General features: G+C 54.2%; 21 protein-coding genes. 4 read left to right on the top strand and 17 right to left on the bottom strand.

Translation table 11 applies throughout. The annotated features are described in order from the left end of the window. Nucleotides 1–70: 70 nt before the first annotated feature. From aroK to Q0X64_RS03535, 3 genes are read left to right on the top strand one after another with little or no spacing between them, the layout of a single operon-like run. Nucleotides 71–607 carry a shikimate kinase AroK gene (gene aroK, locus Q0X64_RS03545; RefSeq protein ID WP_297809123.1) on the top strand — a complete coding sequence of 179 codons (537 nt, stop codon included), beginning with the start codon at nucleotides 71–73 and terminating at the stop codon, nucleotides 605–607. Next, nucleotides 604–1,683: a 3-dehydroquinate synthase gene (gene aroB / locus Q0X64_RS03540; RefSeq protein ID WP_297809122.1), complete on the top strand. Its 1,080-nt coding sequence runs from the start codon at nucleotides 604–606 to the stop codon at nucleotides 1,681–1,683. The genes aroK and aroB overlap by 4 nt, the downstream gene beginning before the upstream one ends. A 15-nt stretch (nucleotides 1,684–1,698) precedes the next feature. Continuing rightward, nucleotides 1,699–3,255: an AAA family ATPase gene (locus Q0X64_RS03535; protein WP_297809120.1), complete on the top strand. Its 1,557-nt coding sequence runs from the start codon at nucleotides 1,699–1,701 to the stop codon at nucleotides 3,253–3,255. Here the strand turns inward: Q0X64_RS03535 and Q0X64_RS03530 are convergent. Genes Q0X64_RS03530 through Q0X64_RS03510 form a run of 5 tightly spaced genes read right to left on the bottom strand, consistent with a single transcriptional unit; the run spans nucleotide 3,227 to nucleotide 8,347 of the window. After that, entirely contained in the window at nucleotides 3,227–4,387 is a 1,161-nt protein-coding gene (locus Q0X64_RS03530; RefSeq protein ID WP_297809118.1) for an aminotransferase class V-fold PLP-dependent enzyme, read from the bottom strand. The genes Q0X64_RS03535 and Q0X64_RS03530 overlap by 29 nt on opposite strands. Continuing rightward, nucleotides 4,384–4,965, bottom strand: coding sequence for a delta 1-pyrroline-5-carboxylate synthetase (locus Q0X64_RS03525; RefSeq protein WP_297809116.1), 582 nt, complete (start codon nucleotides 4,963–4,965; stop codon nucleotides 4,384–4,386). The genes Q0X64_RS03530 and Q0X64_RS03525 overlap by 4 nt, the downstream gene beginning before the upstream one ends. Continuing rightward, nucleotides 4,962–6,353, bottom strand: coding sequence for an aminodeoxychorismate synthase component I (gene pabB, locus Q0X64_RS03520; protein ID WP_297809114.1), 1,392 nt, complete (start codon nucleotides 6,351–6,353; stop codon nucleotides 4,962–4,964). Before pabB ends, Q0X64_RS03525 begins: the two co-directional genes overlap by 4 nt. A 9-nt stretch (nucleotides 6,354–6,362) precedes the next feature. Further along, nucleotides 6,363–7,403, bottom strand: a complete 1,041-nt coding sequence (locus Q0X64_RS03515) for a hydantoinase/oxoprolinase family protein (protein ID WP_297809112.1) — start codon at nucleotides 7,401–7,403, stop codon at nucleotides 6,363–6,365. After that, nucleotides 7,400–8,347: an ATP-grasp domain-containing protein gene (locus tag Q0X64_RS03510; RefSeq protein WP_297809111.1), complete on the bottom strand. Its 948-nt coding sequence runs from the start codon at nucleotides 8,345–8,347 to the stop codon at nucleotides 7,400–7,402. Before Q0X64_RS03510 ends, Q0X64_RS03515 begins: the two co-directional genes overlap by 4 nt. 15 nt (nucleotides 8,348–8,362) lie before the next feature. On the opposite strand from Q0X64_RS03510, the gene Q0X64_RS03505 reads away from it, so the two are divergent. Next, nucleotides 8,363–9,082 (top strand): HisA/HisF-related TIM barrel protein, encoded by a 720-nt coding sequence (locus Q0X64_RS03505; RefSeq protein WP_297809110.1) that lies wholly within the window; start codon nucleotides 8,363–8,365, stop codon nucleotides 9,080–9,082. Nucleotides 9,083–9,111: 29 nt separating this feature from the next. On the opposite strand, the gene fae is transcribed toward Q0X64_RS03505, so the two are convergent. The 12 genes from fae to Q0X64_RS03445 all read right to left on the bottom strand — a co-directional run bounded on the left by fae (nucleotide 9,112) and on the right by Q0X64_RS03445 (nucleotide 24,975). Beyond that, nucleotides 9,112–9,630 (bottom strand): formaldehyde-activating enzyme, encoded by a 519-nt coding sequence (gene fae, locus Q0X64_RS03500; RefSeq protein WP_366517482.1) that lies wholly within the window; start codon nucleotides 9,628–9,630, stop codon nucleotides 9,112–9,114. Between the two features lie 124 nt (nucleotides 9,631–9,754). Continuing rightward, the gene (locus Q0X64_RS03495) at nucleotides 9,755–10,624 is read right to left on the bottom strand and encodes a triphosphoribosyl-dephospho-CoA synthase (RefSeq protein WP_297809106.1); all 870 of its coding nucleotides are present in this window, start codon (nucleotides 10,622–10,624) and stop codon (nucleotides 9,755–9,757) included. Beyond that, nucleotides 10,614–11,525 carry a RimK family alpha-L-glutamate ligase gene (locus Q0X64_RS03490; RefSeq protein WP_297809105.1) on the bottom strand — a complete coding sequence of 304 codons (912 nt, stop codon included), beginning with the start codon at nucleotides 11,523–11,525 and terminating at the stop codon, nucleotides 10,614–10,616. Before Q0X64_RS03490 ends, Q0X64_RS03495 begins: the two co-directional genes overlap by 11 nt. Nucleotides 11,526–11,531: 6 nt before the next feature. Further along, on the bottom strand, nucleotides 11,532–12,515 hold the full coding sequence (gene mch / locus Q0X64_RS03485; protein WP_297809103.1) for a methenyltetrahydromethanopterin cyclohydrolase: 984 nt from the start codon (nucleotides 12,513–12,515) through the stop codon (nucleotides 11,532–11,534). Nucleotides 12,516–12,619: 104 nt separating this feature from the next. Continuing rightward, nucleotides 12,620–13,846: a multifunctional CCA addition/repair protein gene (locus Q0X64_RS03480; RefSeq protein ID WP_297809101.1), complete on the bottom strand. Its 1,227-nt coding sequence runs from the start codon at nucleotides 13,844–13,846 to the stop codon at nucleotides 12,620–12,622. A gap of 9 nt (nucleotides 13,847–13,855) precedes the next feature. Then, nucleotides 13,856–15,805 (bottom strand): transglycosylase SLT domain-containing protein, encoded by a 1,950-nt coding sequence (locus tag Q0X64_RS03475; protein WP_297809099.1) that lies wholly within the window; start codon nucleotides 15,803–15,805, stop codon nucleotides 13,856–13,858. Nucleotides 15,806–15,881: 76 nt separating this feature from the next. Further along, a complete protein-coding gene (locus Q0X64_RS03470) occupies nucleotides 15,882–16,343 on the bottom strand; it encodes a chemotaxis protein CheW (protein ID WP_297809097.1) in 462 nt (153 codons plus the stop codon). A 15-nt stretch (nucleotides 16,344–16,358) separates the two neighbouring features. Next, entirely contained in the window at nucleotides 16,359–22,373 is a 6,015-nt protein-coding gene (locus Q0X64_RS03465; RefSeq protein ID WP_297809094.1) for an Hpt domain-containing protein, read from the bottom strand. A gap of 27 nt (nucleotides 22,374–22,400) precedes the next feature. Continuing rightward, a complete protein-coding gene (locus tag Q0X64_RS03460) occupies nucleotides 22,401–23,666 on the bottom strand; it encodes a methyl-accepting chemotaxis protein (RefSeq protein ID WP_297809092.1) in 1,266 nt (421 codons plus the stop codon). Between the two features lie 24 nt (nucleotides 23,667–23,690). Next, nucleotides 23,691–24,233, bottom strand: a complete 543-nt coding sequence (locus Q0X64_RS03455; RefSeq protein WP_297809090.1) for a chemotaxis protein CheW — start codon at nucleotides 24,231–24,233, stop codon at nucleotides 23,691–23,693. Continuing rightward, on the bottom strand, nucleotides 24,226–24,600 hold the full coding sequence (gene pilH / locus Q0X64_RS03450) for a twitching motility response regulator PilH (RefSeq protein ID WP_297809088.1): 375 nt from the start codon (nucleotides 24,598–24,600) through the stop codon (nucleotides 24,226–24,228). Before pilH ends, Q0X64_RS03455 begins: the two co-directional genes overlap by 8 nt. 3 nt (nucleotides 24,601–24,603) lie before the next feature. Next, nucleotides 24,604–24,975 (bottom strand): response regulator, encoded by a 372-nt coding sequence (locus Q0X64_RS03445; RefSeq protein ID WP_297809854.1) that lies wholly within the window; start codon nucleotides 24,973–24,975, stop codon nucleotides 24,604–24,606. Nucleotides 24,976–25,157 lie beyond the last annotated feature (182 nt).

The following is a 25,157-nucleotide window of genomic DNA, read 5'->3' as shown; positions in this document are numbered from 1 at the left end:
GCTTTATTAATCAAAGAGCCGGATCAGACTGATCCGGCTTTTTTGTGATCAGGAATTCAAGGGCAGGCTTTTGATATCAGGTAATATATTCCTTGTTGGGCCGATGGGGGCGGGTAAATCGACCATCGGCCGGCAATTGGCCAAGGCATTACATAAAAAGTTCTATGACAGTGATAAGGTCATTGAACAGCGCACCGGCGTGTCGATTTCCTGGATATTTGAAATGGAAGGCGAAGCCGGTTTCAGGGAGCGCGAGGCACGGGCGATAGAAGAACTATCGGCGATGGAGAATATCGTTCTGGCCACTGGCGGCGGGGTGGTGCTATCGGAACAAAACCGTAACTGGCTCAAAGCCCGCGGCCATGTGATTTATTTGTCGGCCACGGCTGAGCAGCTGTACCGGCGCACTGCCAGGGATAAGAAACGGCCTCTGCTGCAAAATGGGGATCGCCGTCAGAAAATTAATGACTTACTGCAAAGCCGGGATCCACTATATCGACAAGTGGCTGATATCGTATTAAAAACCAGTGATCAGTCTATTCAACACACGGTGAATGAAGTGATCAGAAAGCTCAAAAAGACAGGAAAAGATAATAAGACGTCATGAAAACCTTAAACGTCGCACTGGCTGACCGCAGCTACCCGATTTATATCGGTAAGGACTTACTGTCGCAGCAATCCCTGTTGCAGCAGCATATCAAAGGCAAAGAAGTGTTGGTGGTCACCAATGAAACCATTGCGCCGCTTTATCTGGATCGGCTTGTGGCCAGCCTTGATGGCTATCAGACCGAGGCCGTCGTGCTGCCCGATGGTGAGCAGTTCAAAACGCTGGAAGTACTGAACCAGGTGTTTGATAAATTGCTGGCCTCGCGGTTTTCGCGCAAGGTCACGCTGCTCGCTTTAGGCGGCGGTGTGATTGGCGATATGGCGGGCTTTGCCGCTGCCTGCTACCAGCGTGGCGTGCCTTTTATCCAGGTGCCTACCACGCTGTTGTCACAGGTTGACTCCTCAGTGGGCGGTAAGACCGCGGTTAACCACGCTTTGGGTAAAAACATGATTGGGGCGTTTTATCAGCCACAGTGCGTTATTGCTGATACCAACACGCTCAATACTCTGGAAGATCGTCAACTGGCTTCAGGGATCGCTGAAGTTATCAAATACGGACTCATCAGTGATCCGGCCTTTTTCGACTGGCTGGAGGAGAACATTGATAAGCTCACGTCCCGCGATCCGGCTGCACTGGCTTATGCCATAGAGCGCTCCTGCCAGGATAAGGCCGATGTGGTCGCCAAAGACGAAACCGAGCAGGGCGTCAGGGCTTTGCTCAATCTGGGCCACACCTTCGGTCACGCGATTGAGACCGGCATGGGCTATGGCAACTGGCTGCATGGTGAGGCCATCGCCACCGGCATGTTAATGGCGGCCGATCTGTCAGCCCGAATGGGCTGGATGTCTGAGTCAGATGTCAGCAGAATCAAAACCCTGTTTGAACAAGCCGGCCTGCCAGTGACCGGGCCGAAGGGGATGAGTCCGCAGCAGTTTATGGATTTGATGGCGGTAGATAAAAAAGTTCAGGATGGCGTGATCAGACTGATCCTGCTCAGGGGCATTGGCAAAGCCGTGATCAGTGATGATTATGATAAAGCCAAGCTGCAGCAAACGCTGGATTTTTTTCAGGCTTAGGAGCGTGAATCAGCGATGAGCGAGTTAGCGGCCACATCCGCCGAGCCAGCCTACCTTAACCGGTTGGCACTGAATGACTTGCCCTTCGCCCGGGTTAATCAGAGCGCGGCGTTTTATGATGGCAGCCATATCAAGCAGCGCCGCTTACTGTTACAGCATCTGCTGCGCGCTACCCAAACACCGGTATTATTACAGTCTGCCAAGGGCAGCGGCAAAACGACCCTGCTGGAGGAAATGCAGCGACAGGCGGCCAGTGATATCCGCTATTGTTTTGTCTCTTCTCAGACCCCCAACCTGGCCTTGGACAGAGCCATCACCGAGACGCTGGAAGCAGATATTATTGACCCGGATGATGCGGCCGCCTGTGAAGCTGCGATCCGTGAGCGGCTATTGCAGCTACGGAAAGTCAATATCGTGCCGGTTTTGGTGGTGGATGATGCTGAGCAATTGTCAGCCACCGCCCGACAACAACTGTCTGAGTGGCTGCAATGGCAGGATGAGCAGCCGCTGTGGCAGGCAGTGTTGAGCGCTGAAACCAACCCCGAGATTGAGACTGTCAACTTCCAGAAACTGGATATGCCACTACTGGAGATGGCTGAAGTCGCGCCGTATTTACAGCAGCGCCTGGAGGCGGTCGGTTACCAGGGCGAGTTGCCTTTTACAGCCAAAGTGCTGCGTCGTTTTTATCGTCTCTCTGGCGGTAATCCCGGCCGCCTCAATCAACTGGCCCATCAGCATTTACTGGGCAGCAAGCCAAGCCCAACCTATCAATACCCCTGGATGCAGATCCTCAGAAAAACCGGGCGCTGGTCAGGCGTGATTATTGTTGGTTTGATTATTATTATCGCGTTGATTTATCAGCAACAGATTAACCAGTGGATAGTCAAACCTGAACAACAGGAGACCATCAGCCTGCCCGAGCTGGCAGAGGATGATGAAGTGGCCACGGTCGTCGTGGGGGAAAATGAACAGCATCCCCCCGAAGCCGCCAGACAGGAATTAGCCGATCTGCTGGCACAAATTCCCCAGGACGAACAGGATTTGGCGACCGAGACCGAGACCGAGACCGAGACCGAGACCGAGACCGAGACTCCGCGACTCGCTGAGACCCCGGCAGATGAACAGGCTGAGCCATCGCCAAGCTCACAGCCACAGACTGTGCCAAGCAGCGACAGCGAAACGTCACAGGCTGCTTCCACCAATTCGGCAGAGTCTGAAGCCCCAGTAGCCAAAGCCGATGCTGAAAAAAATAACAGTCCCGTTCATGGCCGCGACTGGGTAATGCAGCAGCAGTCGACCGATTATACCTTCCAACTGATGGGCGCCTGGGAGGCCTCAGAAGTCGATGCCTTTATTGAAAAAAATGCTTTGACCGGACAGGTCGCCAGATTTACCAGCCTGCGTAATCAAAAGCCCTGGCATGTGCTGATCTATGGGGTTTATTCAGGCAAGCAGGCAGCCCTTGATGCCAGTAATCAATGGCCGGCACCAATGAACACTTTGCCTACCTGGTTACGTCGCTTTGACAGTGTGCAAAAGCAAATCAAAGAAAAGGGCGTAGCCGCGCAATAAGCGCATCGGCCCGGGTGCTATAACTGGTAAAGACCACCCGGTACACGTTTTGACCATTCAGGCGCGCGCAAGACAGCACGCCGTCAGCCACCAAATTCTGTAAAGCGCCCACCGGGGCGGAGAAGCAGATGATGCCGTTGCCGTTATTCAACACCAAACCGTCTGTGAGCTGTGATAGCTGCCGGGCAAAAAGATCAGCCTGGGCCAGGCGCTGGCGGGTTTGTTCAGTAAACCACTGCTGTCCCAGCATTTGCAGATTCAGCCATAAAGGCAGAAACAGTTCTGCGCCATGAGAGCCGGCCAGCCGGTCTTTCGGTGCATCTCTCAGATAAGCGGTTTCTTGTGTAGCTGACAATTCATGACGGCTGAAATAGACACTGCAGGGACGGGGCTGAAACAGCGCCTTGTGCGGATCAAAGCCCAGGCTGTCAGCCTGTCCACTCACAGACCGCAGTGAAGCCGTTTCCAGCGTCCATAAAGCGCCGCCCCACGCCGCATCAATATGGACCCAGCTACCGGTTTGTCCGGCAAGCTCCAATGCTTCATCAAGCGGATCCCAACCGCCTGACACCGGTGTGCCGGCAGTCAGCACCACTGCCAGCGGTGGTTTGTCTGCACAAGCTTTAGCCAGCTCGTCGACAAGCATTTGTTCCCGGTCATCGGTCTCAATCAGTTGCAGTTCCAGACCCAGAATACGGCAGGCTTTGGCAATCGAATAATGGCAGGCCTGACTGGCATAGACGGTACTGCGGTTATGGCCGTCCTGATCACGGGCCTGCCAAAGAGCCTGCAGGTTGTTATAGCTGCCGCCATGACTGAACTGGGCATAAGGCAGGTAGAACAAGCTTTTCAGCCAGTCCAGGGTGTCGCTTTCTGCTTGCTTTAGCTCAGGGTAGAGCGCTGCTGACAGCAAGTTACCCTGGTGCAGGCCGGCCAGTTGCATTCCCAACAGGCTGTAGGGGGCGAGCCGGCGGGGTGTCATATGGGCAGCCTGGTCGGCGCTGCGCTGCTGTTCGGCTTCTTCCAGTAGAGCCTGTGAGTTGGCAGGCAACAGGTTTAAATCCGCTGCACTGCCAGCAAACAGTTGTTGCAGCAAGCGATTAGCTTCGCTTACCGGCAGCGGCTGGTTCATCGTAAAACCAGGCCGTTATCAGGGAACAGCGCCTGTTGCTGAAAATGGAATAACTTGGTCAGCACCGGCTTTCTCTGGTAGAGCGAGGTGAAGCCTTTGTCGATAACACCATGTTGAATCAATGCCTGAATACGGCTGGAAACCACGGTGCTGCGTTTGATCATGACCAGTTCATCGGCTTCCAATTCCTGGCTAAGCCAGAGTGCCAAGCTGTCGGAGCTCACATCCCAGCTATGGGAAATCTCACTTGACTCCAACAGGCTGCGATCGGGCAGCCAGACGTGTAAGCCCGGCGGTAGTTGCTGCGGATCCTGTTGAGGGTAATAGAAAATCTGACTTTCAGGTGCCAGATCAGCAATCAACAGGCCGAACTGGGCCATCGCCAGTAATGCCATATGATGGGCACTGCTGTCACTGAAGCGGTGCAGGCGCTGTGCGTGACGTACTTCATCGGCGAACGGTCCGCCGCCGGGGACGATGACCACGGTGTCCTGCTGACTGGCGCTATCCAGCAGTTCCAGCCACTGTCTGAGTTCCGGTGTATGAAAAAGGCTACCGCCCAGTTTTATCACTCTCATGTTTGCTGTAATTCCTCGATCAAGCGCAGCATCGCTGCGGCTTTATCGTGTACCTCCTGATATTCAGCCTCTTCCTGAGAGTCTGCTACGATACCACCCCCGGCCCAGAAGCGCAGCCTGTGGTCGCTGAACACCAGGGTGCGGATGGTGATATTGGTATCCATATTGCCATCAAAACCGATATAACCGATGCTGCCGCAATAGACACCACGGCGGTTGGGTTCCAGCTCTTCGATAATTTCCATCGCCCGTAATTTGGGCGCACCGGTAATCGAGCCACCGGGAAAGCAGGCCCGCAGTAAGGACACTGCCGATTGCGCCCGGGCTAACTGGCCGGTAATAGTGCTGACCAGGTGATGCACGGTGGCAAAGCTTTCCAGTGCGAAAGGGCGGGGAACGCTGATGGTTCCGGGCCGGCAGACTTTACCCAGGTCATTACGCAGCAAATCTACGATCATCAGGTTTTCTGCCCGATCCTTAATGCTCTGTTGCAAAGCTTCCGCCAAAGCCCGGTCATTGTCGGCATTGTTCAGATCCCGGGGGCGGGTGCCTTTTATCGGCTTGGTTTCCACCTGGCCCTGATGCATTTGTAACAGCCGCTCCGGTGAGGAACTCATTACCGTGACTTCGCCGGAGCTGAAATAGGCTGAAAACGGCGCGGCATTCTGTTGCCGCAGACGCTGATAGGCAAACCAGGGATCACCCTGGGCTTGGATTTCAAAGCGCTTGGCAAGGTTGACCTGATAGCAGTCGCCTTCGGTAATATAATGTTGAATACGCTGAAATGCCTTGATGTACTCAGCCTTGCTGAGATTGCATTGCAAACTGCCCTCAACATGGAAGGGATCGGTTTCATTCTCGTTCTTGGCTTCGCTGAACAGGGCAATCAATGTTGACCACTGCGCCTGGGTGTCGGGGTTCAGGCCAAAACTGGCCAGCCAGCAGCGTTGTTGCTGGTGGTCGGTGATCACTGCCCAGTCATAAATGCCCACCGCCATATCAGGAATATGTTCAGCATCGGCCGCACTTGTCGGCAGCTTTTCAATGCGACGGCCCAGATCATAGCCGAAGTAACCAATAGCGCCGCCGGCAAATGGCAGGTCGGTATAGGTTTGCTGACGCGGTTTCAGCAGCCCATCGAGTAGGGCAAAAGGATCATCACCGGAAAAGCGCTGCTCACCATGTTCTGAGATGGTCGTGGTCTCGCCGCGGGTTTCCAGGGTGATAAAGGGATCGGCCGCCAGAATGTCATAACGACCACTGACCGGATCGGTGTTGGCACTGTCCAGCATGACGGGCCAGTGATGTTGCCGCAGTTGATTAAAATAACGGGCACTGTCACCGGGATAGGGCAGTTCATGGCAGAGCGGTGGGCGTGACTGACTCATCCGGCTATTTTACGACAACTGTTGTTTTGCCAGAAGGGCCAATGCAGTGGCCGGCGCATGATCGGCGGCGGCATCGGTATGCTGACATAGCTCACTGAAATCGAGATAAGGCCGGTTCAGGCGTCGAGCGCAGGCTTTCGCCATAAAGCGGCCGACACCAGCACCGACCAGCGGTGCAGTAGCAGGCAGTCCTGAAGCACTGATGACCTGGAAACAACCTTCCAGGATAGTTTGCAGTTGTTTGTCAGCAAACCAGCGGGCGACCTGCTGCCATTCATCATCGCTGGCGGCCTCGGCATCAGTACCCAGCATCCGTGCCAGCCGCTGGCGGCAGTATGGCTTTTGCCAGGGCTGGCCGTCAGCACTGCTATCCTGGATCTGTGCTTCGCCCAGCTCATCCAGCAGGCACCAGATATCAGCGCTGCTGGCAAACCACTCGGCGGCCAGGGGCACAAAATAACCATGCAGCGGTGCCTTATTGCTGATGGCCATCAGCGGTGTGCGGATGGCGCCGGTGTAGACCAGTCCGCCATCACGTTGTCTTTCATGATCGCTGTAACCGCGGGGCTGAATGTGCTGTTGCTGGAAAGGCACGATATCGCAGGTGGTGCTGCCGATATCGACAAACAGACCCGTGTCCAGTTGGTTTGCCGCCAGCATGGCGCTGGCCTGCCAGTTCATCGAAGCCACTGACTGCCATTGGTTTTTGGCCTGCTCGAAAGATAGCCAGCCCCGGTCACCGGCAAAGACATGAGATAAAGAGGCGGGCAGCGTCTGAGCCACACAGTCGATGATGGCTGCCACACCCTGGCGGCGGTTGCTGAAGGCATCAACCAGTTCACCGGTCATGGTAATAGCATGGATATCGGCCTGACAGTCGAGCTCGTCAATAACCTTTTGTAGCACCGTCGCCAGTTCGTCGATACCCCGCCACAAAGCACAGGGGTATTGGCGCACGGTTTGCAATTGGCCGTTATGATCGCAGCGGGCGACTTTAAGGTGGGCACCGCCGATATCCCAGCCGCAATATCCAGTCTGTTGTTGTGTCATAAGCGTAATTTTCGATGCAGAGCCAGGGCCGGATTAGTGTTGAGTCTGATGGCCGGCTCGGCATAGGAAAGCGTTAACCGGGGGTTGATGTCGATAATCCACAGTGCCTTATCAGACAAAACCAGATCAACACCGATAAACCCCCATAAGCCGGGAATCGTAGCATGAATCTGCCGGGCCAGTTTTAATGCCTGCTGTTTCTCAAGCAGATCGTCACAACCCGGCTGACAATAATCCAGATGCAGTTGCGAGCCGCTTTGTGAGAGATGCTGGCGGTTGACGGACAATAATTCAATTTCATCATCGATGAACAGGTTGATGCTCAGCGCGATACCTTCAATGTAAGGTTGAACCATCAGCTGTTGTCGATGCGCCTCAGTCTGCCGGGTTATAAAACCGCTCAGCGTTTGTGTGTCCATTAGAAAGGTGTCTTCACAGCCAGCGCCATCAATGGGCTTGCACACCCACTTTTTATCTTCACCTGCAGCCTGTGAAGCCCAATCAGGGGCCAGCCAGCTTTCAGGGGTTGGCAAGCCCGCCCTTTGCAGCAGTTGAGCACAGTGCTGTTTATCGCTGCATTGGGCAATGGCATCGGCAGTGGCGCCCAGGTGAGTCTTATTGTTCTGCTCCAGTTGCCGGACCAGTTGCTCAAGCACTTTGCCGGTTTCCGGCGCAATCACAATAAACTGCTGATAATCGCGCTGGCATTGCAGCCAGGCCGCAGCATAATCAGACTCAGTCGTGATGCGGATCTGTCTGAGCTCGGGCTGGGCTTCAATGGCTGGCAAACGGGCATCACGCATGACACAAAGTGTATGCCCCAGTACCAGCAGATCCCGGCATATGGCCTGCAGCATCAAATCACCTTCACGCAGCAATCCTTCGGAAAAGACGGTGTCGGCCAGCGCGCCGCTGGTAAGATGTTCGTAGATAAAAATCGTCATAGCTCAGATTACATTATGTTGCAGATTATACCGGTCCTTGATATTCAGGGTGGCAGGGTGGTTCACGCCAGGGGGGGAGACAGACAGGCTTACCCTTTGCTTGAGTCACAACTGACATCCGCCACCGAGCCCGCAGAGGTCATTGCTGATCTGTTGGCCTGGTTACCGTTTCCACGATTTTATATTGCCGATCTGGATGCCATAACGCAGGGTCATCAACAGCCTGAATTTTACCGGGACTTAACAGCGCGTTTCCCACAGGTGGAGTTCTGGCTGGATAGCGGGATAGCACAGCAACAAGATTCAGAGGCCTACCAGACAATACATAACCTGCGCCTGGTGATTGGCAGTGAAAGTCTGAAACAGGTTGAGTTGCTTAGCCACAAGGACAATCAGCAAAAACTGGTGCTGTCGCTGGATCGGCATCATGGCCGCGTGCTGGGGCCTCCCGGTTTACTAGAAAAGTCGAAGTTATGGCCGGAAAGAGTCATTGTGATGAGTCTGGATCATGTGGGTGCTAATCAGGGGCCGGCGGTGGACTGGTTAAAGCAGTTGCAGGCCTGCCGTGATGACATTCAATGGTATATGGCGGGGGGGGTTCGCGATCAGCGGGATTTGCTAACGCTGGAAAAAAATAAGGTCACAGGGGCATTGGTTGCCAGTGCTTTACACACTGGTCAACTGGACAGGCAGTCCGTGGCCTATTGGCTGGAGCAAGAACACCGCCCTTCCTGAGAAGGGCGGTGCATCTTAAACTTTAAATCTTACTTGGCACCGAATGGGTGTTCAGAAGATTTGTATTGCGCTACCACGTCAGCCGCTTTCGGTTCACGGGCAACCGCGCGTTTGATAGCTTCTTTAGTGGCGCGATAGTTCCAGTCCTGGATTTTCTCATCGCTGTCAGCAGTTGGAGAGATGAAAACACCCACACAAACGAAGCAGTCATCCGCTTCACCAGCCGGGATAGTGCCATCTTCAACACACTCAGCGACAGCCAGGGAAACACCACGCTGTGCCGGGCCGAACATTTGTACGGCTTGCTTCATGTTTTTGATGGTCACTTTGTTGAACATCACAGTCGCTGGCTTAACCATCAGGTTAGGCGCAACAACAGCCAACAGACCGTTAACCCCTTGTTTCTGGTCTGTCAAAGTGCGGCAGAAGGCATCTTCTGCAGCCGAGCCACGTGGGCCCATGATCAGGTCAATGTGAGCGACGTTGTCAAGGTCACCGTCTTCGATGACTAGAGATTCACCTACAAGTACGCGATCGATAACTGGCATGTTATATTTTCCTGTTCCAAAAAAATTGTCAAAAAGGCTCATTTTTTTCCCTCCTTGCGGACAAGGAAGGGTTTATACGTAATAAAGGAACGTATCACCTGCTCAGTGCCGTCCGCTGAATGCATCATGGTACTGAAATTCTGTCAGCAGAAAATCCATCCTCAAATGCCCAAAGCAACAACGTTGCTGCGACAAGATCGGCGGTCGTTCCCGGATTGATGGATTTCTGTTTTAATTCGATATCCCAGGCAGTGAGTTGAGCTGAATAAGTATTTAACTTACTGTTTTTATTCATTTGAAAAACAAGCTGTTTTGCCTTATTGGTCACTGCGGTTGCGGTCTCCCGATTTTGCTTGCGACAAATCAAGCTGTCAGGAGCGTCTGATAGGAGTTTAAGATACGCGAAAGCCGTAGCCCATTCAACACTTTCCCCAGAATTGAGCGAATTTGTCAATGCAGGCAGGCTAACTTGCCATAATGTGTTGAAATTACTTACATATTGCAGGGCTATTTGATCACGATCGCGGGCCAGCTCCATGGCGTTCAGCAAAGTCACGCTGGGCTCTTCACTGATGTCCTGCTCTGAGCTGCTACCCAGGCCGCCGGCCTCGGCCAGACGGATAGCTTGATAGCACAGTCGCGCATCATCCACGGTCAGTTGTGCTAAGACTGCTGACAACGCATCGGGCAACTGATCAAACCGTTCGCAGCGTTCTACGGCTGAACACAGCGGCGCAAACAACAGCACAATGCCCAGGTTGGTATTACAGTCAACAACCTCACGAGTCGCCTCAACAGCTCGGAGAATACGTTGACCGACGCTGAGACCGGGCTGGGCCATGACTGGCGCAATTGCCCTAGCGCTGCGGATAAAGTCTTGCACCGCCATATTGTGGCCATCACTGAAACAATTCACATTGCCTGGCTTGGGTGCCATGACTTCCTGCTCAGAGGCCCAGAAAACCGCTTGTCTTATTTCGTCTTTAGACAGCATGTGAAGTGAGCGCTGTCCTGATACGTTGATCAATGGCGATTGCCAGGCTGCCGGCAATATCGGCGCCGGTCGCCTGATACAGCCCTTTCCATGCTGGCACACTGTTGACTTCAAGTACGGTGAAGCGGCCATCGGCGTCGCGGATTAAGTCGACACCGGCATAGTCGGCATTGACGGCTTCAGTGGCGGCAAGCGCCAATGAACGCATTTCATCTGAGACCGGCGTAGCAAAACAACTGGCGCCTTGGGCATAATTGGTGATCCAGTGGCTGGAGCGGCGTGACATGGCGGCGCAGACTTCACCATCAATAACCAGAAGACGCCAGTCCTGCCAGGCGCCTGCAGTTTCCGGGGCAATGTACTGCTGCAGATAAAACGCCTCACCCATAGGCTGTTGCTGGTGGAATTGCGGCAGGCTCTCAATTAACACCACGCCCTTGCCCTGGCAGCCAAATAGCGGTTTCATCACCAATGGCCGGCCGGCAGTCAGTTCCGATTCAACAATTTTCGTGGCCATCGCGCTGTTTTCACAGGCCCAGGTTCTGGGCGTGGTCAAGCCGGCGAGATGCAGCCTGAGAGAGGTGCGGGCTTTATCTACGGTATGTTCTATAGCGCTGGCTGGGTTAAACACCGGCACCCCAAGTTCGGCCAGCGTATGCAACACATCCATGCGCAGCGTGATTTGCTCCAGAAAACCTGGGGCAATGCCCCGGACCATTGCCGCGGCTGGCAGCTCATCATCAAAACCTGGTATCGACAGGCCGGTGGGCGAATCCAGATCAATACGACATTCGGCCAGATCAGTCAGCACCGCCTCGATACCCAACCTGCTCAGCGCTTCGCATAATTGTTCGCTGTGCCAGCCGTGGGTGTCGTTAAAAATGACGATGCGTGGATTCATGCGTGCCTACAGGCCGAAAGACTGATTCAGCAGATCCTGGTTCAGTTCGCCGGCAGTAAAGCTTTTACCCGTGTTTGCATTGGTCACAATGACCTTGCCCGGGCTGAACAGCATGCCGTCGACTTTAAAAAAGTCATAGTCATAGGATTTGAACACTTCAGCAAACGGACGACCGTAGTCAGAGGAAGTGTTGCTGGGCATTTTCTCGGCCAGCTCTTTGGCTTCTTCATCGCTGGCATCGACAAACAGGTGAACCTGGCCGCCAAACAGGATGGCATCGTTGGTGCGACCCATTGCAGTCATAAAGTCACCGCCCGGTGGTGCGACCGGCGTCACGCCGTAACCATCGACGATTTTTTCCAGTGGGAAGTGCAGTTCATGGGCTTTGTGCATGGCGACTTCCAACACACGGATGGCGATTTGCATCACACCGGCAAGGCTGGAAGTGGGGGTCAGGATAAAGGTCAGATCTTCGGGCTTGATACCGCAGTTATCGGCGACTTTCTCGGCGACTTCGACCGGTGGCAGGCTGTCGACTTCCAGCACAATCACGGTCGAGTCAGCCTTGTCCTGATAGCCGAATTCCTTGAATAGCTCCTCGCGGCCTGCCAGCGCACGACCGGGGCCACTGCCCAGTGCAAAGAACTGGCCATCTTCGTTTTTATGCGACAGGCTCCAGCCGGCGTACTGACTGCCCAGGCAACTCAGGACGGGGCTTTTGGCGTGGACATTCACCGACCAGGGCCAGTTATTAAAACCGCTGTTAGTACCGAGAGTGACAGTACCCAGGCCGCCCATGCAGATTTCACCGATACGGCGACCGGCTTCCAGCCCGCCTGTGCAATTGATTCCGGCATCAACGATACGGGTACCGTTTTCCAGGGTACTGATTTCCAGGTTGAGGGCCTGTGCATCGGCTACCAATGCATCGACCAGCGGCTGGCACGCAGCGTTAACGCTGGTCCAGTTGGCTGAGAGTTCACTGCTCATGATAAGTCCTAAATTGAAAATGAAAAATAGGCGAATTATACGTGATATGGGGACAGGCTTGTGATCTTACAAGGGCTGAATGCCAGCATGATGGCAGTCAGGGTTCAAGCCGCGGGGCGGTAGCTGTCGAGCGTTTGTGCTATGACCTCGAGGCGTTTGTGACGGATTGCATCGCCGATTGCCATACCGGTCAGACCGGCTTCGACAAACTCGCTGGCGGTGACTGCGGCAGCGGCTTGATAACAGGCTCTGAACGCTTCGCCCTCGGGCATTGGCGCGTCTTCATAACCGGGACGACCACGAAAATCGGCTTCACCAGCCAGCATGTATTGTTCAAAGCGTTGCGGCCGGCGAAAGCTATCGACGCCTTCCAGCACGGTCAGCACCCGCTCGGCATCCAGTTCAAACAGCAGATGCACATCGGTATGAAATTCAGCCACCCGCACGGCCAAAGCCGTGGTTTCTTTGGGGGCGCGTAAACGCTGGCACAGGTCGCGGGTCAGCTTAATACTCGTGGCTTCGTGGCCCTTATGGCTGGGCAGAATATCAGCAGGGGTCACGCCCTTGCCCAGATCGTGACATAAGGCGGCAAAACGCACCGACACATCATCAGTCAGCCTGGCCGACTGGTCGATTACCATCATCACATGCACCCCGGTATCGACTTCTGGGTGCCATTTGGCGATTTGCGGCACGCCAAACAGGCGATCCACTTCCGGGAACAGCGTTTCCAGGGCGCCAACTTCGCGCAGGCTGGTGAAGAACGGCGAGGGCTTGTCACTTTGCAGCGCCTTGTAGAGTTCCTGCCAGACTCGTTCGGGCACCAGATACGCCAGTTCACCGTCGGCAATCATTTTGCTGATCAAGGCCTTCGTCTCATCAGCGATGCTAAAGCCGAAACGGGCGGCGAAGCGGGCGATTCTTAACACCCGCACCGGATCTTCAACAAAAGCCGGGGAGACATGACGCAATACGCCGTCTTTCAGATCCTGCTGACCGTTATACGGGTCGATGATAAGACCGTCAGGATCCTCGGCAATCGCATTAATCGTCAGATCGCGGCGCGCCAGATCTTGCTCCAGCGTGACATCGGCTTCAGCATAAAAGGTAAAGCCATGGTAACCGCGACCGGCTTTGCGCTCGGTGCGGGCGAGGGCAAATTCCTCCTGCGTCTGCGGATGCAGAAACACCGGGAAATCTTTACCTACCCGCCGAAAGCCGAGCTCCAGCATCTCATCGGGGCCGGCCCCGACCACGACCCAGTCGCGATCCTTGACCGGCAGGCCCAGTAATTTGTCGCGGACACAGCCGCCAACTAAATACGTTTGCATAACAACAGTTTACGGTTTTTTGGGTTCTACTGCAGGCATACGTTCTGACAATGGTTTAACCGGCTGGTTGCGTTGACTGTCGAAAATCGCGGCATAGCTCATCACCGTCTGCACGTAATGGCGGGTTTCATTGTAGGGGATATTTTCCGCCCAGATTGCTGCATCCAGCGGCTCGGACGGCAGCCATTTGCGAACCCGATGTGGGCCAGCATTATAGGCCGCGGTGGCCAGCACCGGGTTATGCTGGTTTTCATCCAGCATACGTTTCAGATAAGCACTGCCCAACTCAATGTTGCGCTCGGGGTGGTAAAGTTCATCAAGCTGCTTGAGCGGCCGATTGATCAGCTTCGATATCTGCCGGCCGGTGGCCGGCATTAACTGCATCAGACCCATCGCACCGGCGTGGGAGCGGGCGGTGGGATTGAAGGCACTCTCCTGGCGGGCGATAGCCATCAGCCAGGACGGATTGAGGCCATGGGTCTGTCCGGCTTTGCGCATATCAGTGTCAAAAATCACCGGGAAACGCAGATCCAGCGCATCCCAATACTGTGCCTTGCCCAGCAGGGCAATGGTCTGGTGATGCCAGCCCCATTGGTGGGTGAGTTCAGCCAGCATTTGCAGCTCAGCATCGCTGCGATACTGCGACTGGTAATAGGCCTCGCGTCGTGCCTCCAGCATCATATCCTGCAGGTAGAATTCCCGCAGGCGCTGCACCGGCAGTTGTTGTCTAAACGGTTCAAGCTGCGCATCACTGGTGCTTATTGGCCGATGATTCATGGCGTAGGGGCGGCCCAGGGCGTCGGAAGCCAGGAATGAATAAAAATCACGCTGGCCCAGGATGCCGGCAAAGGTCTGCTCGGCCGCAGTCTGTTGCCCCAGCCCCGCCTGACTGCGGCCCAGCCAGTATTGCCAGCGGGTCGATCCCTGCTCATCAATATTCATCTGCTTGATGGCTTTCTGAGCGGCGCGCCAGTCCTGTTGCCAGATAGCCGCTCTGGCCTGCCATTCGCCACCGGGAATATTGCCAAAATAGATCAGCGCCATCTCATCACGGTTCAGTGCGGCCCAGGTGCCGATAGCACGGCGTACTTCGATGCGGTCCTGTTCACTGAACTGGTAATGATCTCGCAGCTTTAGCCAGTAACTGTAAGCGTCTTTGGGTGAACGTCGGGCCAGTCGTTTAAAGCCATGCACCAGAATTTCACGCGACAGCGCTTCATCGCGGGCTAATGTCACCCGCCCACTGTCGGCGGGGGACTGGGCGGGCAACTGGCGCAGCAGGGAGGCCGGGTTGCTGTGAATGCTCTGCCAGCGCTCTACCCAGGCCAGATCCTGTGTGGCACGGGGGCCTGAGCGGGCCAGGTAGCTGGCAATGGAAAACTGCTTGTCGCGTAATGCCAGCATCATGCGTTGCTGACGCAAATCTTCGGTCAAAAGCCCGGCCTGCTGCCAGCGTTTGAATACCGGATCACAGGCTTTGTCCTGCGAATGTGGCACCAGCCACATGGCGGGTGTCAGTTCGAAGGCTTTGCTTTGTTGACCGGTTGCCAGCAAAGCCTGCAGGCGATAGCAGTCTCGCTCGGCCGACTGCGGTTCACGGTAAAACTGTAAATAATCCTCCCAGCGTTGCTGTTTGGCCAGTCTTTTGAGCCAGGCAGCCCGGAGCCTTTCGGCATAGAAAGTATTATCCTGCTGTTGCAAAAATTCGCTGATGGTACTGGCTGAAACATGATTCAGGCGATGGCGCAGATACAAGTATTGCAAATAACCCTGCAGGGGATAGCCATCAAGCCGTGCGTAGAATTGCTGGTAGAGGTTTATCTGGTTGGTTTCCAGCGCCTTGCGCGCCAGTTGAAAGGTTTGCCGCTGTTTTTCCAGTTGCGGCTCAGCCGCCAGCTGGCTGGCTGGCAAGCATAATAGCAGTAACAGACAAAACGGCAGTGTTTTAATCCAGTTCATGCGGCTATCTTAAACTATCTGGAGTACAAAAATCTGCACCAATGAGCGTTGTTTTAACCGCGTTCAACCACTGTATTCAGGCAATTTGTGATTGTATCGTGGTTTCCAGATGATCCAGGTTCGGAATCAGCGCAATTTTGTTACTGATTTTGATCTGACAATGCAGATAAGGCGAGTTATTGTCGTCATGAGTCAGGTGCAGGGCAGCCTGGTTCAAAGTAATCAACTGCGGCGAACCACTGCAGGGAATGGCATAGCGGTTGAGGCCTGCCTCAGGATTAATACCGTTGACGATGCACATTTTACCGCTGGAGGTTTCACTCTCCGGTTGATCGCCGAGTAACTGCTCCAGGCGAACCAGCGGCAGTTTCTCCTGCTGCCAGTGAATAAAGCCAAGCCAATTGACGCTGTCAGTCTGTTCCTGACTGACACCGGTAACCGGAATCACCTCGCTGATGCTGCTGTTGGGTAACAGCAGATAATGCCGGTTGAGCGGGATCAGCATGCAGTGAACAAATTGTGGCGTTTGTGCTGTCATAACAATCCTTGCTGATTAGGCTGGCTGAACCGGAAAGGCTTGCTGGCCCAACAGCTTTTGCATTTCACTGACCAGTTCCTGTTCCTGATAGGGTTTACCCAGATAGGCGTTAACACCGATCTCCAGTGCGCGCTCCCGATGTTTCTGGCCGGTGCGGGAGGTAATCATGATGATGGGTAAATGCTGGAAGTTATCGTCATTGCGCACAATTGAGGCGAACTCAAAGCCGTCCATGCGTGGCATTTCTACGTCCAGCAAAATGATATCCGGCTTTTGCTCATGCAGTTGTGACAGGGCGTCGACACCGTCACGTGCGGTCATCACCTCAAAACCCAGCCGCTTGAGCAAGTTGCCAGAAGCTTTACGCATGGTAATCGAGTCATCGACGACCATGGCGGTGGCGGATTTTTCCCGAACCTGGTTGAGATCGACATCCAATTGCGCGGCATCCGGACTGTCGAAGCGAATATCGCGGCTGGTTTCAATCAGCGTCGGAATATCCAGAATAAATACCACCCGGCCATCACCGAGGATGGTGGCCCCATTGATAGCGGTGATAGTGCCCAACTGACGGCCCACGGATTTGATGACAATCTCGCGGTTACTGATGATGTCATCCACCAGTAACGCTACCCGCATCTCACCGGAACGGAACAACAACAAGGGCAGTTGCTGTTTGAGGTTATCCGGCAGGGTCAGCGGTTTACCCATCAGTGAAGCCAGCGGCATAAAGTCGTATTTTTCGCCATTAAATACGTAGTGCGGGTTGTGCGTGCCCAGCAGCAGCTTGATATCGCGAACACTGATACGTTCGCCGGCGTTGATACTGCCCAGCGGTACCGCATATTGTTCTTCCTGTACCCGTACCAACAAAGACTGGACCACCGACAAGGTCAATGGCAGGCGAATAGTGAAATGAGTGCCCTGTCCGGCGTCGGAATGAATGCTGAGCCTGCCTTTGAGGCTTCGGATTTCGTTGCTGACCACGTCCATGCCGACACCGCGACCTGAGAGCTGTGAAATATTGTCAGCAGTGCTGAAGCCGGAGCTGAGGATCAACTGAATCAGTTCCTCTTCACCCGGCATGTTATCGGCTGATACCAGGTTCAGCGACAGGGCTTTTTGTTTGACCTTGTCGATATCAATACCACGGCCATCATCACTGAGGGTCAGCACCATTTCTGAACCCTGGCGTTCAATCTGCAGCTGCAACTGACCTTGTTCATTTTTGCCGTTGGCCAGCCGTTCGCCCGGCGCTTCAATGCCATGAGCGATAGCGTTACGCAGCAAGTGCTCCAGCGGCGGCACCAGGCGATCGAGAATGGTTCGATCCAGCTCCAGTTCAGCGCCCTGTATGCTCAGGCTGGCTTTTTTCTCAAGTTCCGTCGCGGTCTGCCTGACGATACGTTCCAGTCGCGGCGTCACCCCGCTGAACGGCAACAGGCGGGTGGCCATTAAGCCTTCCTGCAGGTCGGTGTTAATCCGGGATTGTTGCAGCAAAATGGTGTCAGTTTCCTTGACCAGCGTATTCATTGACTGACTGATGTCATTGAGGTCAATCACACTCTCGGTGAGGCCACGCGATAATTGCTGAATCATCGAAAAACGGTCCAGCTCAAGCGGATCAAAGTCTGAGTCCTGTTTCAGCCGTTCATCCTCATAACGAAACAGGATCTGGGTTTCGGTTTCTATTTCCAGTTTACGCAGTTGGCCATGCAGGCGGCTCACGGTTTCTTCCATTTCCTGCAGTTGCTGACGCAGCGCGGTATGTTGCTGGGTAACGCGGTCACGGGCAATGCTGACTTCACCCGCGAAATTGGTCAGGTAATCCAGCAGTTCTGCCCGTACCCGCACCTGCTCAACATGTGGGGAGGGCTTGACTGCAGCTGTTTCCGATGCCACTGCCTTGGCCAGCGTTTCGGTGACGCTTGGCTGAGTGATTTCTGGTTCAGGCAGGGGCCGGTTGTCGATATCCAGATCCTGGCCATTGGTGCGCTGAGCAATTTCTTCGATCAGTGATAAGGCCGTTTGAATCGACTGATTATCGGCCAATTGCTCCTGCATCTCGCTAAGCTTATCCTGACAGCGCTGCATCAAGTCGAAAAAGTCTTCGTCAGCAGCTTGTTGCTGGTCGCAGACTGCCAGCACCAGGGTTTCCAGCTGATGCGTGAGATCGGCCATCGGCGTGATGCCGGTCAGGCGTGCCCCGCCTTTGAGTGTGTGCAAGTCTCGCTGTAGCTGCAGCGGTTCCTTGCTGTTGTCAGTATCCTGCTGCCAGGCTTTAATCGACTGACCACTGGAGGTCAGCAGCTCCGCCGCTTCTTCACTGAAGGCTTCCAGCAGTTCCGGATCGGCATCGGCCGGCAAGGCAAACTCGGTTTCATCTATCGCGGCAACGGGCTCGTGCTGAACAGGTGGGGCAGTCTGGCTGGCAAGATAGTTATCGACCCGATCGGCAAAATCAAATTCGGCGGTGTGCGGTTTGTTCTGCAGCAGGTTTTCGATGTGCTGGTTGAGCTGTTCGTAACCTTGTTCAAGTAAGGATTCCAGGCCGGGCGTGTCCGGTTGGCGCTGCTGGATAAGCCGCGACAGGGCCGCATAAACGCGGGCAATCTGCTGTTGCTGGGCCTGACTGGCAGCCTGTTCCAGATCGTATAGCGTGTGGGTCAGGGCCTGCAGGTTGTCATTGTCACCGGGCTGTTGACGCCAGAGATTCAGCTGATTTGTATAACGGTCGAGTAATTCATCGGTTTCTTCAAGAAAGACGACCAGAAACTCAGGGTCGATAACGACTGTGCCGCTGTCACTATCAATCTCACTCTGCAGGCTGCTAACCGCAGCTGATAAGGCCAGCATATCGGGCTCATTGACGTCACCGGTCACGCTGGCCAGGATTTGTTCCAGACCACCCACGCACAAATTAAGCTGCTGCATCTGCGTGTTATCAAGTACGCTGTCGCTGGCGTAGAGCTGCTTCATAGCGGTATCGAGATCAGTGGCGATCAGTCCCATTGGCGTGATACCGGCAATATTGGCGCAGCCCTTCAGTGAGTGGATAGCGCGCAACATGGCTTTATTCAACTGACGGGAGAACGCAATATCATCCAGTCCCTGTTTGAGTTGCTCGATATGCTGCGAAGCTTCGCTGGCAAAGATTTGCAGCAGTTCGTCATCTTCCTCGGCGGCCACATCATCGGCTTCGGTATGGGCGTCATGCTCGGCCAGGTAGCGTGCTACCCCGGTGAGAGGTCGTTGTTGTCTGGCCTGTTCAATCAGGTAGCGATCAACCGAAGTCAGGGCCTGGTGTGGCACTGCAGGACTGGCAATTAAGTCAGCTTCCGGCTCTGCGATTGATGATTGTTGGCGAATGTAGCGCGACACGCTAGTCTCGTCTGCCTGCTGTCGCAGGTAGCGTTCAACGCCGGTCAGGGAGGGGGCAGCGGTGTCAGTGACTGGCGCCGCTTCGCGCTGGCTGCGGATGTATTGCTCAACCCCGGTCAGCGCCGCGGGCTGCTCATCAGTCTGCGACAGAACCGCTGTATTCTGTTGACGGCGAAGATAACGTTCAACGCCGGTCAGTAGCGCAGTCTCGACTGTAAAGTCGCTGGCCTCGAAAGTTTGTGAGGTACTGTTATCTGAGGCTGGCTGATAGTCAGCCGGATCAAATTCAAGCACCGATGCTGCATTGTCGGCTTCAGGAGATGCGGTCTCACTGATATCAGCGTCATCCGTCTCAGCGAAAGACAGGGTCAGATCTGCTGCGGCACTGTCATCTGCGCTTGCCGACAGGCAGGCCTGTTTCAACTCATGTAAGGCATCGACGCGGGCGGTGCTACTGTTATCAGCGCGGGTGAAACGGGCCAGCAACTCGGGAATAAGCTGGTGAGATTCGGCAGTCAGTTGCTGAACCTGCTCGGTCTCCGGACGGGTGCCATCAAGCACATGGTTGAGCACCTTTTCCACGCCCCAGGCCAGCTCCGCCAGCACCGTCGCCCCGGCCATACGGCCACTGCCTTTCAGCGTATGAAAGTGACGGCGGATATCTGTTAATGCCGCCTCATTATTATGATTGAGCCACTGCGGCATCAAGCTATCCAACTCGCCCAGCACTTCTTGGGCTTCTTCGATGAAGACATCGGCGATTTCCGCATCAATGCCTTCAGCAAACTGCCATTGATCGCGATTTGCAATGATATCGGCGACGGAACCAGCGCTTTCCGGGCTGCTTAATGCTGTCTCAGCGCTATGATTGCCAGCCTTTGTTGCTTGTTCATCGATGCTCAGATTGGCCGGTTCAGCATCAAATAATAACTGCTCATTATCACCGTTGAGTAGAGAGTCCAGTTCCGCTAATGCCGGATCCTGAACAGTTTCCCCTGATTCTGAAGGCGTCTGTTCGCTGTCGTCGGCATACTCATCAGCTTGGTCGTAGTAGGCCAGCTTGTCTCGGGCATCGGCCAGAAAGCCGGGTTCAGCGTGGCCATGTTGGCTGATGCCTTCCATGTATATGTCGCAGCAGGCGAGAATATCGGCCAGATAATTGAGCTGGGCCGGACTGAACGCTTCATGGCTATCGTTGTGCTCGCTGATTTTGCTGACTGTCTGGCGCAGAATGTCGGCACAGTCCGGGTAGTTGAGCATTTCCATGCTGCCGGCGATCAAACCGAGTTGTCTTTCAGTTTCACCTAGCTGATCGGGATGGCGCTGAGCCTGACTCATCAAAGTCAGGGTTTCCTTGATATTCGCCATTTCCAGCAGACATTCCGACATCACGGTATGACGTAATTGGTCATTGACACTGGCCTGGGTTGATGTTTGCAGGAATTTTTCTACCTGCAGCAACACATCGGCCAGTTCAGTCAATGCGTCTTCATCAGGACGCTGGTTATCTTCGTTCAGGGCCTGCAGTTTTTCAGCCTGCAGTTGCAACAGGTTGCTGGCTTCGTATTCGGTCAGTAGTGCCAGTGTATCGGTCATACTCTGCAACTGCTGGGTGATCTCGCTGATGGTGGCTGCATCCAGATCCTGATCCGGATTGTAGCGATCGAGCCTGGATTTCAGGTCTTCCAGTTGTTCCAGCAGAGCCAAATGCGCGTCGCCCAGCGCATTGTCGCTCATGCCGTAGATTTTCTGCTTGTGATCGAGGAAATGCAGGTTGAAGGTGGCTTTCAGCAGTGTCACCAGCGGGCCACTGCTCTGCGCCCGGGCCACCTGTAACAACAGTTTGTGAATCAGTTCGGTCGGCAGGGTTTCCAGCAACACCGCTTCGCTTTGTTCGCTCTGGGTTTTGATGGGGGCGACCAGTTTGCCGAGCAGTTGTTTGCATTCCGCGCTGGTTTCGAGGCCGTCCTGTTCCAGGGCTTCCAACATCGTTTCCGCTGCCCACCAGAGCAGGGTGGTTTTTTCTTCCAGGCTCGCTAATCGCAGATAATGGGTAACGCCACGCATTTTGCGCAGACTTTCCTGATCCTGCTGTCTTAACCAGTTGAGTAGCATAACCTGGAAGGCATGACCCAGCTTGTTGCGTTCAATGGCGATCGCGGGCGGTTTGCGAAGCGGGTTGGGGGCGATGCTATCAGGTAATGCCACACTGAGTATGGGGTTGAACAATGCCTGTTCGGTCAGCTTTTCAGCGCCGCGGGTATGACGCAATTCATTGAAACTATCGAGTAAGGACAGCGGATGGTCCTGAAAGTCATTGCTCAGTAGCTTCAGATAATTGGGCAGTAACAGCAGAGCCCGGACCAGTGCATCCTGAGCCTGCTCCTTATCAGCAGTACGGTGGTCACGCAGGGCAATTGCGGTTTGCTGCATTTCATCAGCGAGCATGGCGGCACCACTCATATTGACCATATCGAGTGTGCCTTTGACCTGATACAGCGCACCGATACAGTCGGACAACGATTTAGCACTATCGGTATCGCCGTCGATGTAGCTGTTCATGGCGTAAAGAGCATGTGCCAGTGACTGCTGCAGTTCCTCCTGCAGCCACATCAAAGCGTTATAGTTGCCCTTGATAAATTGTGCCATTTTCGCTGTCCGCTCTCGCCTGTCTGTTTACTGTGGCAGTTTGAAGCCGGAAACCGACTTACGCAGTTCATTAGTCAAATCCAGCAGCCGGCCGATAGCTGCGGCACTCTCATTGGTGCCGGTCGAGGTCTGCATGGTGATTTCCTGAATAACGTTCATGTTCTCCGAAGTGCTGACCGCTGCTGTCGCCTGTTGCTTGGCATTGGCAGAAATGTTGTTGATGAGTTCGGCTAGTTGCTGTGACACCGATTCAATCTGTTCCAGTGAGGCGCCGGCGTCCTGGGACAGTTTGGCCCCGCTAACCACCTCGGTGGTGCTCTGTTCCATTGAAGCAATGGCTTCACTGGTATCACTCTGGATGGTTTTTACCAGCGCATCGATCTGGCGGGTGGCGTTACTGGAGCGTTCAGCCAGACGTTGCACCTCATCGGCGACCACAGCAAAGCCGCGACCGGCTTCACCAGCCATTGCCGCCTGGATGGCCGCGTTGAGTGACAGGATATTAGTCTGCTCGGCGATGTCGTTGATCAGTTCCACGATATCGCCGATTTGCTGTGAGCTTTCACCCAGGCGTTTGATCCGTTTGGATGTTTCCTGGATTTGTTCACGGATGGTGTCCATACCATGAATCGCTTTTTTCACCGCGCCGTTACCCTGAACCGCCAGTGATACCGATTGCCGGGCTACCTCAGACGACTGACTGGCATTTTCTGATACTTGCTCGATGGAACCAGCCATCTGGGTAATCGCGCTACTGACTTCGGTGATTTGCTGTGCCTGGTGCTCACTGGCATCGGTCAGGTGCAAGGCGGTGGCCTGGGTTTCCTGCGCTGCCGATGAGACCTGCAGGGTGGTGGAGTTGATTTGCTCGACCAGGCTGCGCAGGGCGTCAATGGTGTAGTTGACCGAATCGGCGATGGCTCCGGTGATGTCTTCGGTGACGGTGGCGCTGACCGTAAGGTCACCGTCGGCCAAGTCGCCCATTTCATCCAGCAGGCGCAGGATCGCATCCTGGTTATGACGATTTTGTAATTCCATGTCATCCATCGATGCCTTGAGAGCATTCATGGTTGGGAAGCTGAGCCTGACCGCAAACACCAATGTCAGAATAAAACCGACCGCCACGCCGGCACCGATGTGTAACAGATTGTTATATAGGCTCTGATACTGGCCGCTGACTATCAGCCACAGGCCGGCCAGCGTTGCCACTGAAAACAGGATCACGAGGAATAGATTGAGCCAGTTTTTTCTGCTCATCAGGGAAGATAAAAAAAGCTTGCTGGTGGATTTCATAAACCTTGTCCTGATATCGATTTGTTAGGCGGCGGCATTAATAAAACGGGGATCGGCAATCAGCCTTTCAAAACTGAACACGTGCCAGAGCGTGTCCTGCTGATAAAGGCTGCCGCTTAAGTAGGGTTTGAGCTCAAGTTGTTCTGCGATAGGCTCCGGTGCACGCTGGAAATGTTTGAGGCCAAACACCTCATCGACCAGAACACCGGAACTGATATCACTGTCATTGATAACGATAATGCGACTGCGCTTGGTGACATTGGCGGGCTCTCCGGCCAGAAACAGGCTGAGATCGAACACCGGTAACAGTTCGCCGCGCAGATTAACGATTCCGTAAACCCAGTGCTGTGATTTGGGCACCGGTGTCACCTGCTCGGGAAGCGGAAAAACCTCGCGGGAATGGCTGAGGGGAATAACAAAATGCTGCTTGCCGATGCGAAAGCCGATAGCAGTCCAACTGTCTCCGGCTTGTTCCTGCTGACTCAGCCCGGCCGCCTGTTGTTTGCTGCGGCGTTCCATGTCCTGCAACAGTGCGATGATGTCCTCGGGCGTCTGCAATTCAGCCATGTTGACTTCCCAATAGTTCATTAATCTGACTGAGCAGGCTGGCTTCATCAACCGGCTTGCCCAGATAGCCTTTTGCACCCTGACGCAATCCCCACATCTTGTCGGTTTCCTGATTTTTGGAGGAGACAATGATGATGGGAATGTGACTGGTTTCAGCATCCTTGGACAGTTTGCGGGTCGCCTGAAAACCGTTGAGATTGGGCATGACTACATCCATCAGGATTAAGTCGGGTTTGTTTTGATGTGTCATATTGACTGCCTGTTCGCCATCCTCGGCAATCAGGACCTGGTGTTCGTTTTGCTCCAGCATTTTTTGCAAAACGTAGACTTCGGTCGGTGAGTCATCAGCAATCAGAATCAGTGCCATAAGCTAATCAGCGTCCTGGTTGTTTTCCAGCAAATATTGGCGGATGGCACCGAGAAGATCGTCTCTGGTAAAGGGTTTGGTCAGGTATTGCTCAGCGCCAACCACACGGCCTTTGGCGCGGTCAAACAAGCCATCCTTGCTGGAGAGCATAATAATTGGGATGTCACTGAATCTGGGGTTGTTTTTCACCAACGCGCAGGTCTGGTATCCATCCAGCCGTGGCATCATAATGTCAATAAACAGGATATCCGGACGATGAGAACTGATAACCGGTAGCGCTTCAAACCCATTGTCAGCAGTTAGTACTTCGCAACCGGCTTTGCTGAGCAAAGTTTCGGCAGTACGACGAATGGTATTGCTGTCATCAATTACCATGACCTTCAGGCCTGAAAATTCAGATTGGTTCTCACTCACGGTTATGCTGTACCTGATAAAGTCGTCATTTAAAACAATCCTGTCGAACGAAGATAACCCATTTTTTGTCTGCAGGCTAGTGATGTGCCAGGCCTTTTTCTGCCTTGCTTGCCGCCCGAATTTAATCGACAAACGAGTATGTA

The sequence above is a fragment of the uncultured Methylophaga sp. genome (assembly GCF_947259025.1).
Classification (GTDB): domain Bacteria; phylum Pseudomonadota; class Gammaproteobacteria; order Nitrosococcales; family Methylophagaceae; genus Methylophaga.
This window is presented reverse-complemented; position numbering and strand designations above follow the sequence as displayed.

Excerpts from the sequence above, each read along its gene's own strand:
- aroB (WP_297809122.1), top strand. The coding sequence starts at position 604 with ATGAAAACCTTAAACGTCGCACTGGCTGACCGCAGCTACCCGATTTAT.
- Q0X64_RS03535 (WP_297809120.1), top strand. The coding sequence starts at position 1,699 with ATGAGCGAGTTAGCGGCCACATCCGCCGAGCCAGCCTACCTTAACCGG.
- Q0X64_RS03530 (WP_297809118.1), bottom strand. The coding sequence starts at position 4,387 with ATGAACCAGCCGCTGCCGGTAAGCGAAGCTAATCGCTTGCTGCAACAA.
- Q0X64_RS03525 (WP_297809116.1), bottom strand. The coding sequence starts at position 4,965 with ATGAGAGTGATAAAACTGGGCGGTAGCCTTTTTCATACACCGGAACTC.
- pabB (WP_297809114.1), bottom strand. The coding sequence starts at position 6,353 with ATGAGTCAGTCACGCCCACCGCTCTGCCATGAACTGCCCTATCCCGGT.
- Q0X64_RS03515 (WP_297809112.1), bottom strand. The coding sequence starts at position 7,403 with ATGACACAACAACAGACTGGATATTGCGGCTGGGATATCGGCGGTGCC.
- Q0X64_RS03510 (WP_297809111.1), bottom strand. The coding sequence starts at position 8,347 with ATGACGATTTTTATCTACGAACATCTTACCAGCGGCGCGCTGGCCGAC.
- Q0X64_RS03505 (WP_297809110.1), top strand. The coding sequence starts at position 8,363 with ATGTTGCAGATTATACCGGTCCTTGATATTCAGGGTGGCAGGGTGGTT.
- fae (WP_366517482.1), bottom strand. The coding sequence starts at position 9,630 with ATGCCAGTTATCGATCGCGTACTTGTAGGTGAATCTCTAGTCATCGAA.
- Q0X64_RS03495 (WP_297809106.1), bottom strand. The coding sequence starts at position 10,624 with ATGCTGTCTAAAGACGAAATAAGACAAGCGGTTTTCTGGGCCTCTGAG.
- Q0X64_RS03490 (WP_297809105.1), bottom strand. The coding sequence starts at position 11,525 with ATGAATCCACGCATCGTCATTTTTAACGACACCCACGGCTGGCACAGC.
- mch (WP_297809103.1), bottom strand. The coding sequence starts at position 12,515 with ATGAGCAGTGAACTCTCAGCCAACTGGACCAGCGTTAACGCTGCGTGC.
- Q0X64_RS03480 (WP_297809101.1), bottom strand. The coding sequence starts at position 13,846 with ATGCAAACGTATTTAGTTGGCGGCTGTGTCCGCGACAAATTACTGGGC.
- Q0X64_RS03475 (WP_297809099.1), bottom strand. The coding sequence starts at position 15,805 with ATGAACTGGATTAAAACACTGCCGTTTTGTCTGTTACTGCTATTATGC.
- Q0X64_RS03470 (WP_297809097.1), bottom strand. The coding sequence starts at position 16,343 with ATGACAGCACAAACGCCACAATTTGTTCACTGCATGCTGATCCCGCTC.
- Q0X64_RS03465 (WP_297809094.1), bottom strand. The coding sequence starts at position 22,373 with ATGGCACAATTTATCAAGGGCAACTATAACGCTTTGATGTGGCTGCAG.
- Q0X64_RS03460 (WP_297809092.1), bottom strand. The coding sequence starts at position 23,666 with ATGAAATCCACCAGCAAGCTTTTTTTATCTTCCCTGATGAGCAGAAAA.
- Q0X64_RS03455 (WP_297809090.1), bottom strand. The coding sequence starts at position 24,233 with ATGGCTGAATTGCAGACGCCCGAGGACATCATCGCACTGTTGCAGGAC.
- pilH (WP_297809088.1), bottom strand. The coding sequence starts at position 24,600 with ATGGCACTGATTCTGATTGCTGATGACTCACCGACCGAAGTCTACGTT.
- Q0X64_RS03445 (WP_297809854.1), bottom strand. The coding sequence starts at position 24,975 with ATGGTAATTGATGACAGCAATACCATTCGTCGTACTGCCGAAACTTTG.